This window comes from Candidatus Merdisoma sp. JLR.KK006 (genome assembly GCF_036941035.1).
Classification (GTDB): Bacteria; Bacillota; Clostridia; order Lachnospirales; family Lachnospiraceae; genus Laedolimicola.
The window spans coordinates 1-11,495 of record NZ_JAYMNS010000054.1 but is presented as its reverse complement, the minus strand read 5'-3'; the positions used below and the strand labels follow the sequence as shown (position 1 = coordinate 11,495).

Here is an 11,495-nt window from a genome sequence, read left to right as displayed (position 1 = left end):
AACCCTTGACATCTACTTTGCGGAAGCAAGGTTCTACGATGCTAACAACCGCAGTTGGCTTGCGATGGATCCGGTTAAGGATGGATTGAATTGGTATCAGTACTGCTATAGTAATCCAATTATATATATGGATGCAGATGGGCAAATTGTTGTTTCTATTATTTTAGTTGGTGCAGCTATAGGAGGTACAATAGGTTTAGTGGGAAATTTGATAGAGCAGAGTGGTGATGGAAAAGATTTTTCCTGGGGAGAACTGGGAATTAAAACTGTTTCGGGTGCGGCTACTGGTGCTTTATCAATGACGGGTATTCCGATAATACCACTGGCGGGAGGTATTTCATTTATAGATACAGCAGCAGAGTATTTGGTAATGAAAGTACGTAAAGAGGATACTGATGTATCTAAATTAGAAACAGTGGCTAAAACTAGTTTTGTAGCTACTTTGTTAGCAGGGGGATTGGACTTTGGACTTGCAAAGGTTGCAGGAAAATGGTTCCCTACACGATATATGACATCTACAAGTTTAATGCGTCCTACAAAAAATGAAGCTTTGGCCGAAGCTCTTACTAGTATTAGAATAGGAGGATTTGGTTCTTTTGAGTGGGATATATATATATCAGAAGTAATAGAGCAATTGGCAACACGAACTGGTAGAGCTACTGTAGATACACTTATTGCAAATGGTATATACGGTATATTTGATAGATTTTCTGGTTCAGATAGTTCTCAAACTAATAATAGGCTAATAGCAGGAGTGCTTGGCAATTAAAGTATATTGGGATATTCTCAAAGTTTTTAAACTTTGAGAATATCCCATAAGGAGAAAAAATGAAATGGAGAAAGTATTCCTATTTAGGTGTATATGCTTCTCGCTTAGAAAAAAAGAGGATGAGAAGAAAAAAAATAATATTATGGGGTTTTATAGTGGTAGATATTTTGATTGGGATTTATGTTGGAATATTTGATCTAGTTAACACTGAACAGATTATTAAAGGTAGAATTACACCAAAAGAAGAATTAATCATAGAGGAGGGCTTTGTTACTAGTTGGAAGTATGTATATCGGACAGGAGGAAAGCATCGAAAAAGCGAAGAATATTTTTCGATTGGTCTGGATAATGGAAAGATATATAAGATTTATTCATATGGAATAAAGGCTTTTGAACAAGAAAAATTTGAAGCTTTGGGAATGGGGAGTTTTGTTACTTTATTAGTAGACGAAAATAAAGGATATGAAGGAAGGGAAAGAATTGAAGTTGCTGAGATTTCTAGTGGAGATACTTATTTTTTAAAATATGAAGATTATATATATCAAAAACAACAGGAGAAAAAATTTCTTTCAAAGATTAAGTGGCTGTCGGCAATATTAGTACCTTTGGCATTGGTATGGTGGCCATTAATTTTTATTTTTATAGTTTGGAAACAAAAAAGAAAAGGGCATTATACTAAAAAGAAGTTTTATTTGAAAGACTAAATACTAATTGAAAGGATATATAATGGTAAATTATGTTGAAAAGATAACAAGAAATGCAAAAACAAGAAAGGGTAAAATATTAGCAGCATGGTCAATATTCTTTCTTGTTTTGGGATTTTCTGTAATAATTTTCATGGCGATTTTGCAAGAAAAGGGTTTTCTAATTAGTGGAATCTTAACAGTTATAGCTATTGGTGGTTTTTTAGTATGTGATTTATTATGTTTAATTTTTGCAGTTTTGGCTCATCCATATCTTATAGCGTTACAAGCTAGAAAAACCGATAGAATTTATGACGAATGTGAATTGACAAAATTGTTTATGACGAATAAAGATACGTTGGAAAAGAGACTCCAAAAACTCGGATTCAAATATACAAAAGAAGGGTACTATAAAAAAAAGCAATCTTCTTTTTCCTTTTTCAAAAGTCATATTTGTTATTATGTGCGAATGATAGATGATTTTGATATAGAAAATGCAATACAACGTGAATCTAACCGTTTTAATTCAGGAAAAAAGAATGAGACAAATGTTTGTTTTCTTTTATTTATTTATATGGAACAAATTGATGGGGTGAACAGAGAAACCGTAAAAGAATATTCGAAAGGAAGTATAACTAAAGAGAAAACTTGGAATGTAAAGAATACTATTATTCCAATCTTAATGGATAAGAATTTAGATGTAGGATATTTTTTGGATATTAAAAGAGGCAATAACAATACAATATATTCATATGGATGTAAATTGGTTAAACGAGTATGTGTTAAGTCATTTTCGTTGAAATATAACCTTGAAAATAAAGCAGTAAAAATATGGAATAAGTTTATTTTCGAAAATTCTAAATGATGTATAAATCACTCATAGATAGTTCGTCTATAAACCCATGAAAAAACTGAATATAAAAATAGACACGGAAATATTTCAAAGAAGTTCCCGTCAAAGAAAAAAACAGTGCTTTGACGGGTATATTTGTGTGCCTGAAACCATCCATCTTTCCAAGCTCTGTTTTAGAGTGTCAGAAAGATTTTTTGTTTTTAGGTAATCATTTCAGAATCCGGATACTTGCAGCTTTAGGTTGTTACCAGATACGGCTTTAAAGGTTTCTGACAATAGCAGGAGCCTTGTAAAGTGTTTGGTCATAATAAAATCAAATGCCGGTCCCCACCGGCTTGTTCTTCATTTCAAAAAACACACAGAATGGAGAACGAAAAATGAAAGATAACGAATACGTCATTGCGGATAACGTGAGATTCTATCGAAAGAAAGCAAACTTGACACAAGCCCAGCTTGCGGAACGGGCCGAATTATCGCTTGATTCCATAAAACGGGTAGAGGCAGGAAAAAGAACAATGTCTCTGGAAAATTTCCTGAGATTGTCCAATGCACTGGGGATTCCATTAACATTTTTATTATATGGGCAGAAAGACAGAATGCCGGACGAAGAACGGATTCGGGGCATTCTGGAGGGGAGAAGCGACGGGCAGAAAGAATATCTCTTACACATGCTGCAGGAAATGGCGGATGGCATGGATCGTCTTGTGGTGGCACATATCAGCCGCAAATAGCGGATTTGTTCACTCTGAAAACACCTCATTTTCGTCTATGATAATTACAGGCTTAACAAAGCCACAAAAAATCACAGTTAAATAGGACACGCATACACCTGATTTTATTTTCGCCTTTATCCGCAATGCCTTTGGCCGTGGGGTAAGGGTGGCAGAAACCCATTTCGTGCGACGAGGTTCCTCGGCATGGATTGTCCGTGCAGGTAAGTGGCAGTTTCATACTGCTTTATTTACAGCTTTGGAGATCCTGTGCCGTGCCCGTGAAGGTTCCAAGCAGAGGTTTGTGCCTACCGGAAGTGGCAGCCGGAGATAATGAGATAGAACAGCACCGGAATTTCAGCGAAACGCATTTTTCGGAAGTGGCTCTCTGCGGCTCCCGTCCGGATGGGCATGACGGGGACGCAGCGTGGGATGGGCCGTCCCAGTGTATGTTACCCGGTTCGGGGAGAAACGAGAGTGAGTTTATACTATCAGAGGAAACTTAAGGGATAATGTGGTGGAAACACCATGTTATCCTCTGATACGGGAAAGTCTTGGGAATTTCGGATGAGGGATAAGGCTTTTCCGTATGAGAGGATAATGTCGGCAGATAGGAGGATGTTTTCGTGAAAATAAGAAGAGGTGACATACTGTATGCGGATCTGGGCGTGCAGTATCAGGGAAGTATGCAGGGCGGCATGCGTCCTGTGGTGGTGGTCAGCAACAACAGGGCAAATAAGCACAGCCTGGTGCTTACCGTGGTGCCGCTGTCTACAAAAATCTATAAAAAGCAGAATCTTCCCACCCATGTATTTGTATCGGCCCACAGGGCGGAGGGACTGGAGCAGCACAGCATCGCATTGTGCGAGCAGGTGACGGCATTGAACTTTGACCGCATCATAGCCTATATGGGAAGCGTGAGTGAAGAGACTCTTGAACGGATCACGCAGGGAGTGCAGGTACAAGTGGGAGTGTTTGATGAATACAATTAAGAAAAACATGGAAGGCCGGGGGACACCCCGGCTTTTTACATGCAAATTATATATCATGGGACAATCTGAAAAGTGAATAGATATAGTAAGAAAGAACCGGAAAGGGGCAGCAAATGTTTCGTATAACAGATGAGGAACTTGACGCAATGGAAGCCGTGGATGTCCGGACGGTGGATATCAATACATTGACGGATATCAGGGACATTAAGATTGACACCAGACTTCCGGTTGAAAGAAAACTGGCTCTTTTTGCGGAACAGACCAATAATCTTTTCGTGCATCGCATCGGCGACTATGTGGTAAAAGTCAGCTTTCAAAAAGAGGGGCCGACCATAGACGATAAGATGGAAGAATATTTAAGGCATTTGGCAGAAATTTATATATGAATAAAAGTTGAATAAAAATCAAAAAAGTCTTGAAAGAATCAGAAAGTTATGTTAACCTTAAATCGGGACAAATCAGTGGTTGCTTTTGATTTATGGTTTATTACAACGGAATAATCATAAGTCAGGAGTGATAGAATGAGTAAAAAACAGTTTCTAGCAGCTATGTACCTCCGTCTTTCAAGGGATGACAGTGATGTCGGGGATGTGACAGACAGGGAGGGCAGTCTAAAATCCGAGAGTAACAGCATCGGAAATCAAAGGGAGCTAATCAGAGCCTTTATCCATAAACAGCAGGATATGGAGCTATACGATATCTATGTTGATGATGGATTTTCGGGCAGCAATTTCGACAGACCGGAATTTAAAAGAATGATAAGCGACATTGAAGCAGGAAAGGTAAACTGCGTCATCGTAAAGGATCTTTCCCGTTTTGGCCGTGACTATATTGAATCCGGAAGGTACATTCAGAAAATCTTTCCGGCTCTTTCCGTGCGTTTTATTGCACTCACGGATCATTATGACAGCTTTCAGGCAGACCCGTCAGAAAGCGGCATCGTACTTCCGGTCAAAAATTTTATCAACGATTCTTATTGCAGGGACATATCCACAAAAGTAAAAAGCCAGTTTGAAGTAAAGCGGAGGAACGGGGAGTGCATTGCTGCCTTTGTACCTTACGGATATAAAAAGGCACCGAATAACAAGAACCGCCTTGTACCGGATGAATATGCGGCAGATATCGTCAGGAAGATATTTGCCTGGAAGATAGAGGGGATGGCCGTGTCGGCGATTGCGAAAAAGCTGAACGGGTTGGGCATCCTCTCCCCAAAGGAATACAAAAAATCTACAGGCATCAATTACAGAGGGGGATTTTCCGGTGGGGCAAGAGCACAGTGGAGCAATTCCACGGTAAAGCGGATCCTGACGAATGAAATCTATTTGGGGCACATGGTACAGGGCAAAAGCGAGAAGATCAATTACAAGCTGAAAAAGAGCGTGGCAAAACCCCAGGAGCAGTGGATCAAGGTGGAGAACACCCACGAAGCGGTCATATCCAAGGACCAGTTCCAGGTTGTCCAAAACCTGCTGAAAACGGACAGCAGGGTAAGCCCCGTAACCGAGGAAGTCAGTCTGTTTACAGGCATTTTGTTTTGCAAAGACTGTGGGGAACAAATGATTCGGCGTGTAAACCGTTATAAAGATACCCAGAAAGTCTATTATATCTGTTCCACAAAAAACCGGGGCGAGGGCTGTACCAGGCACAGCGTGGAAGAAGAACGGCTAAGGGAATTGGTTTCGGAGATGATAAGACATTACGCCAATTGTTTTTTGGAAGAACGGCGGATGTTTGAAAAGGCTTTGGAAATGGAGATCAACTTTGAATCCATCATCCGTTATGATACGGAGATTGCCAGGCTTAAGGGGGAACAGGAGAAGTATACTTCCCTTTGTTCGGGACTCCACGAGGATTTAAGGCAGGGAGTTGTCACAAAAGAAGAATTTGAAAGGCTGCACGAGGAGTTTAAGCGAAAAGCGTCAGAGTTTGAAGCGGCACAGAAAAGGCAGGAGGACATGATAAAAGAGCTGTTCAAGAACGGTGTCACATCGGCAGCACGGTTAAAGATGGTGCAGGAAAGTGCGGAGATAAAAGAAATAGACCGTTACACCCTCTGCAGCATGGTGAAGAAAATTGAGGTATTTGAGGATCGAAGACTGGAAATTGAGTTCTATTATAAGAATCAGTACCGCATGATGTGTGAAGTAAACAAGAGAATAAAGCAGGACAGGAATAAGGAAACACCCTACGGGCAAGGTGAATTTGCCGATAAGGCAAAGAGAGGGTGCCCTGGGGCACATACCTCTATGTCCAAAAAGCAGGACAGAAATAAGGAAAGGAGTGCATAAGCATGGGCAGAATCTCCAAAAGAAAAGCCGCAGTCCAAAAGACAGAAGAAAAATGTGATGCTTTCAGGATCAAAGCGGGAATATATGCACGGCTTTCCTCCGATCAGGACACCAAAAAGAACGAATCCATCGAGACCCAGATAGAGATTGCAAAGCAGTTTGTGGAGGAATTTAACGGACAGAAAACAGGGGAAGTGATTGACGTTGTGGAGTACTACACCGATCTTGGGAAAACCGGGAGCAATTTTGAGAGAGAGGGCTTTCTGCGTCTGTTGCAGGACATCCGTCTGGGAGAGATCAACTGCGTCATTGTAAAAGACTTGTCACGGTTTGGCAGAAATTATCTGGAAGCAGGCAATTATATTGAAAAAATATTCCCCTTTTTGGGGGTGAGGTTTATTGCGGTTGCGGATGGATTTGATACGGGAAAGGACGGAAATGAAAGGAAGCAGATGGCTTCTGAAATCAAGAATCTTGTAAATGACATGTATGCAAAGGATTTTTCCCAAAAGGCAAAGCTACATTTAAAGCAGAGAAGAGAGGAGGGCTCCTATGTGGGCGGAGCACCCCCATATGGATATCGGGCAGAGTGTAGAGAGAAACGCCGGATTCTGCTGCCTGACGAGAACACAAAGGCCATTGTAAGGTTTATTTATGAGAAATTTGTTGAAATCGAAAATTATTCCGGAGTTGCGGATGAACTGAACCGCAGGCGTATCAACCCTCCCTATTTGTATAAGAAAACAAAAGAGGTATATCATGGGGGCAGTGAATCCGATTATAAGGGATGGAATAAGAGTTCGGTGGAGAGGATTTTGAAAAGCGAGACCTATGCCGGAACCTTGGTGCAGGGCAGAAGCAGCATTACCGCAAGGAATGAGAAAAACCGCACCCGGAAGCCGGAGGACGAATGGGTAGTCACAAAAAATGCACAGGAACCCTTGATTGAGGAAGCATTGTATGAGAAAGCGGCAGAAATACGCCAGCGGATAACAGCAAGGACAGCGGCCCATGCTCATCCGGCCAAAGGTTATCCCCTGGAGGAAAATATATTTGACAATGTACTGTATTGCGGAGTGTGTGGCAGGAAAATGACACGGGATACCAATGTGAAGCAGTATGCAGATGGGGAAAGGGCAAGGATTGACGGATATTTCTGCCTGAACGGAGGACAGACAAAGGTTACGCTGTGCCCGGAATCAAACCGCATATCGAAAAATGAACTTTTAGATATCCTGCTGTCTCTTATCCGTATGGAATTTGAGACTTTCCTTAACAGGCCGAAGCACTACATGGAATATGGAAAAGAAAGGGCATCAGAAGCCGTAAAAAGGACAGAAAAGCGTCTAAGTGAGACGGAAAGAAAAATAAGACGTTTCCATGAAGAAGAGGGGAGCGTTTACATGGATTATCGTGCCGGGAAGATACTCCAAAAGGATTACGTTTCCTTTAAGCTGAAGCAGGAGGAAAGACTGGAGGAACTAAGGAAAGAGCAGCAGGGATGGGAAAAAGAAAAAAAGGAGCAGGAGAAGCTTGAAGCAAAGTACCTGGCGGCCATAAAAGCCCTTTTAAAGCTGAAAAACGGAAAGGACTTGACAAAAGATATGATTGAGACTTTTATTTCAAAGATATACGTTTATCCGGGGAAACGGATAGAAGTTTTGTTCAGGTTCACGGCGGACAATTTTCTCATAAGGAAAGGGGGAGACAATGAATAGGCTGGCCATGTATCTGCGTTTATCCTTAGAAGATAAAAAAACGGTTCCCGATGACATTTCAGGGCCAAAAGAGGAAAGCAACAGCATCGGGAATCAGAGAAAACAGATTTTGGAATACATACATCACGATTCCGAGCTTGCGAAATATGAAATCATGGAATTTTGTGATGATGGCTGCTCCGGTACAAATATGGAAAGACCGGGTATGCAGAAATTATTAAAGGAGGTAAAGAAAAGCACAATCCGTTGTATCATTGTGAAAGACATGTCCCGTTTTTCAAGAGACTATATCGAGATCGGGACTTATCTGAACCAGATCTTTCCCTTTATGGGCATCCGTTTTATAGCCCTCAACGACCATTACGACAGCAGAGAGCATCAGGGGAGCACCATAGAGATTGATACGGCATTCCAGACGCTTTTATATGACTTATACAGCAAGGACGTGTCGGTCAAGGTAAAGGCTTCCTTTGAAAATAAGTGTGCGAATGGGGAGTACGTTTTCGGACAGGCCCCTTTCGGATATGAGAAGAGCAGGGAAGTAAAAAATACGGTCATCGTAAATGAGAGAGAAGCAGACATTGTCCGCCACATCTTTTCCCTTGCCCTGGAGGGAAAAAGCAGTACGCAGATTGCGAAGCGGCTTTACGAGGAACAGATACCGACTATCATGCAGATCCGTAAGCCCGGCAGAAAGCCGCAGGATGGAAAGCTTCAAACATGGAGCAGTCAGGCAGTCAGAACCATTTTAAACAATCGTTTTTATCTTGGGGAGATGGCATACGGAAAATCCGTCCGAAAGTCCGTAGGGAGCAGCAGCGGCAGGGCCGTGCCAAGGGAAGACTGGAAAGTGATACCGGCCCACCATGAGCCGCTGATTTCGGAGGAAATCTTTGAACAGGTTTCAGCGTTCCAGCCGGGACACTCCACGAAAAGGAACAGGGAGAAGCATCCGCTGACCGGAAGATTGTATTGCGGCGGCTGCGGATATTCCCTGAACTATAAACCGATCCGGGGAAAGAATAAATACCGGCGGTTTGAGTGCAGGAAGCACGCCCTGTTACAGATACCGGACTGCTGTACTTATATGAATGCGGACCTGTTGGAAGAAACCGTGCTTTTTATGCTGAATAAGGAATTGATGCTGAGAGGAAATGCCATGAAGCAGAGAGAGAATCTGTATTCCTTTCAGAAATCGAGTATCCATATGTTGAAAAAGAAGCTGGAGGAATACAGGCATGAGAAAAAGCAGATACAGGCACAGAAAGATGCCCTGTATGAGACATATGCACTTGCGAAGCTTCCGGCTGCAGAGTATCGGAGCAAAGCAGAAAAACTGACGAAAAAATTATCGTCTTTATCCGCAGCGGAAGAGAAAGCATCCGGAAAACTGGCCGGATTGGAAAAGGAATATCAGAAAGCGGAAGAAGATATGAAGCAGATCATCCGTTATGCCCATATGGAGGAATTGACGCAGGAGGTTGTTGATGCTTTTATTAAAAGAGTGTATGTTTGTAAGGGGAAGCGGGTTGAGATAGAGTGGAATTTCTGTGTGGACAGGGGAAGCGGCCAAGGGGAAGCAAGGTAGAAATATATGCGTGCAATTTTACTGTATTTAGTGTCATTCCAATACTGATATATAAGTGATAAAGGCAAAGGCCAATGATAAGTTGACATAATAGGGTTAGGTGATTTTATGGAAAAATACAGATCAGAAATAGTACAACGGACTTTCTTGTATTTGCAAAACAGAATAGTGAAGACAGTATTGAGGTTAGAGTACACGATGAAGATGTATGGCTGACACAAAAGAGTATGGCACAGCTTTTCGATTGTTCAACAGACAATATTGGTTTACACTTGAAAAATATTTTTGCCAGCGGAGAGTTAGATGCAGAAGCAGTTACCGAGGAATCCTCGGCAACTGCTTCCGATGGCGAGAAGTACAGGATGAAATTTTATAATCTTGACGCAATTATCTCCGTAGGCTATCGAATTAATTCCATTCGTGCAACCCAATTCAGGCAGTGGGCGACAAAGGTGTTAAAGACATTTACGGTTCAGGGGTATGTGTTGGATAAAAAGCGTCTTGAAAATGGGCAGATATTTGACGAGGAATATTTTGAACATTTACTTGATGAAATCAGGGAGATTCGTGCAAGCGAGAGAAAATTTTATCAAAAGATAACGGATATCTATAAGAGCATATGGGGTTGTCTACGAGCAGTTCATGGTCCCGAAGTTCCAATTGAATTAGGACAAAAAGCATGATAAAATTAAAAAAAGGAGATGATAAATGAATGGGAGCCAGCCATACAAATTGGGAAGATTTGGGTATATCAAATGACTTTCTGTTTGGAAAAGTCATGCAGAATCCCAGGTTGTGCCAGGAATTACTGCAAAGAATTCTTCCGGATTTAAAAATAGACCATATTGAATATCCGGAATTACAAAAAGCAATCAAACCAGATGCCGATGCCAAAAGCATCCGCCTCGACGTCTATGTAAGAGATAATAAAAATATCGTATACAATATCGAAATGCAGGCCAGTGACACCAGGGAACTCCCGAAAAGGAGCAGGTACTATCAGAGTTTAATAGATTTGCAGCTGATTGATAAAGGGCAGACCTATCGAACACTGAACCGCAGTTTCATTATCTTTATCTGTTTGGAAGACGCTTTTGGACACGGACGGCATATTTATACCTTTGAGAATCTCTGTAAAGAGGATTCCAGCATTTCCATGGGGGATGAAACCGCAAAAATTTTCCTGAACGCAGACAGTGACAAGGATGATGTCAGCAAAGAATTGAAAGCATTTTTAGACTACGCTGCCGGAAAAGCAACCAATGATACTTTTGTTCAGGAACTTGATGAAGCTGTAAAAGAAGCAAAACAGAATCGGGAATGGAGGCATGAGTATATGACGCTGCTGATGAGAGATCAGATCAATGTTGAAAAAGGTGTTGAAAAAGGTGAAGACAGGCTATCTCAACTGATTGCACGATTAATGGAAGATAAGCGGTCACAGGATGTAATTAGAGTCACACAAGATAAACTGTATCGAAATAAATTATATGAGGAATACTTTATCGACTAATAATAAGAGTCATATATTATCTGAACTCAAAATTTGAACTGCAGGGAAAGCGGGTAAATCCATACTATATAATGGAGAGTATGGAATATCAAGAGTGTATTGCATAGAAAAAAGTTATAAGATAGTTTGAAAGCCAGAGAAGAACCCTTGTCTTTTCTGTTAATATCACATAACAGTAATTTACCATCAATTTCCATGATACTTAGCAGTTATCTCCCATCACCCTGACGAAGTTATGCGGTTTTGCGGACTTTTGGAGTAAAAAAAGTGAAAAAAATATATGGCAAAGGCTTGACGTGAGAGGGTTACGGCGCATTGGACTTATATAGCAGCTTCCAGTTATTGGGTAGATTTTAGAAAATTTAACCTGTTGTACTAGTA

General features: G+C 41.2%; 12 protein-coding genes. All 12 read left to right on the top strand.

All coding sequences use genetic code 11. The annotated features are described in order from the left end of the window. Positions 1-769: RHS repeat-associated core domain-containing protein (locus tag VSQ61_RS22095; RefSeq protein WP_334346493.1), on the top strand; the 769-nt coding region annotated here is incomplete at its 5' end. A 59-nt stretch (positions 770-828) separates the two neighbouring features. Next, positions 829-1,473 (top strand): hypothetical protein, encoded by a 645-nt coding sequence (locus VSQ61_RS22090; RefSeq protein ID WP_334346492.1) that lies wholly within the window; start codon positions 829-831, stop codon positions 1,471-1,473. A gap of 22 nt (positions 1,474-1,495) precedes the next feature. Further along, positions 1,496-2,317: a hypothetical protein gene (locus VSQ61_RS22085; RefSeq protein WP_334346491.1), complete on the top strand. Its 822-nt coding sequence runs from the start codon at positions 1,496-1,498 to the stop codon at positions 2,315-2,317. Positions 2,318-2,682: 365 nt separating this feature from the next. Then, positions 2,683-3,036, top strand: coding sequence for a helix-turn-helix domain-containing protein (locus VSQ61_RS22080; protein ID WP_334346490.1), 354 nt, complete (start codon positions 2,683-2,685; stop codon positions 3,034-3,036). Positions 3,037-3,290: 254 nt separating this feature from the next. After that, positions 3,291-3,521: a hypothetical protein gene (locus VSQ61_RS22075; RefSeq protein ID WP_334346489.1), complete on the top strand. Its 231-nt coding sequence runs from the start codon at positions 3,291-3,293 to the stop codon at positions 3,519-3,521. Positions 3,522-3,641: 120 nt separating this feature from the next. After that, entirely contained in the window at positions 3,642-4,007 is a 366-nt protein-coding gene (locus VSQ61_RS22070) for a type II toxin-antitoxin system PemK/MazF family toxin (protein ID WP_334346488.1), read from the top strand. 113 nt (positions 4,008-4,120) lie between these two features. Then, entirely contained in the window at positions 4,121-4,393 is a 273-nt protein-coding gene (locus VSQ61_RS22065; RefSeq protein ID WP_334346487.1) for a DUF6870 family protein, read from the top strand. A gap of 135 nt (positions 4,394-4,528) precedes the next feature. Further along, positions 4,529-6,295, top strand: coding sequence for a recombinase family protein (locus VSQ61_RS22060; protein ID WP_334346486.1), 1,767 nt, complete (start codon positions 4,529-4,531; stop codon positions 6,293-6,295). A gap of 2 nt (positions 6,296-6,297) precedes the next feature. Next, positions 6,298-8,013, top strand: coding sequence for a recombinase family protein (locus VSQ61_RS22055; RefSeq protein ID WP_334346485.1), 1,716 nt, complete (start codon positions 6,298-6,300; stop codon positions 8,011-8,013). Further along, entirely contained in the window at positions 8,006-9,601 is a 1,596-nt protein-coding gene (locus tag VSQ61_RS22050) for a recombinase family protein (protein WP_334346484.1), read from the top strand. Before VSQ61_RS22055 ends, VSQ61_RS22050 begins: the two co-directional genes overlap by 8 nt. 227 nt (positions 9,602-9,828) lie before the next feature. Beyond that, positions 9,829-10,284: a RhuM family protein gene (gene rhuM, locus VSQ61_RS22045; RefSeq protein WP_334346483.1), complete on the top strand. Its 456-nt coding sequence runs from the start codon at positions 9,829-9,831 to the stop codon at positions 10,282-10,284. Positions 10,285-10,313: 29 nt separating this feature from the next. Next, positions 10,314-11,114 (top strand): Rpn family recombination-promoting nuclease/putative transposase, encoded by an 801-nt coding sequence (locus VSQ61_RS22040; protein WP_334346482.1) that lies wholly within the window; start codon positions 10,314-10,316, stop codon positions 11,112-11,114. Positions 11,115-11,495: the final 381 nt, after the last annotated feature.

Coding starts and splice junctions, on each gene's coding strand:
- VSQ61_RS22090 (WP_334346492.1), top strand. CDS start 829: ATGAAATGGAGAAAGTATTCCTATTTAGGTGTATATGCTTCTCGCTTA.
- VSQ61_RS22085 (WP_334346491.1), top strand. CDS start 1,496: ATGGTAAATTATGTTGAAAAGATAACAAGAAATGCAAAAACAAGAAAG.
- VSQ61_RS22080 (WP_334346490.1), top strand. CDS start 2,683: ATGAAAGATAACGAATACGTCATTGCGGATAACGTGAGATTCTATCGA.
- VSQ61_RS22065 (WP_334346487.1), top strand. CDS start 4,121: ATGTTTCGTATAACAGATGAGGAACTTGACGCAATGGAAGCCGTGGAT.
- VSQ61_RS22060 (WP_334346486.1), top strand. CDS start 4,529: ATGAGTAAAAAACAGTTTCTAGCAGCTATGTACCTCCGTCTTTCAAGG.
- VSQ61_RS22055 (WP_334346485.1), top strand. CDS start 6,298: ATGGGCAGAATCTCCAAAAGAAAAGCCGCAGTCCAAAAGACAGAAGAA.
- VSQ61_RS22050 (WP_334346484.1), top strand. CDS start 8,006: ATGAATAGGCTGGCCATGTATCTGCGTTTATCCTTAGAAGATAAAAAA.
- rhuM (WP_334346483.1), top strand. CDS start 9,829: ATGGCACAGCTTTTCGATTGTTCAACAGACAATATTGGTTTACACTTG.
- VSQ61_RS22040 (WP_334346482.1), top strand. CDS start 10,314: ATGGGAGCCAGCCATACAAATTGGGAAGATTTGGGTATATCAAATGAC.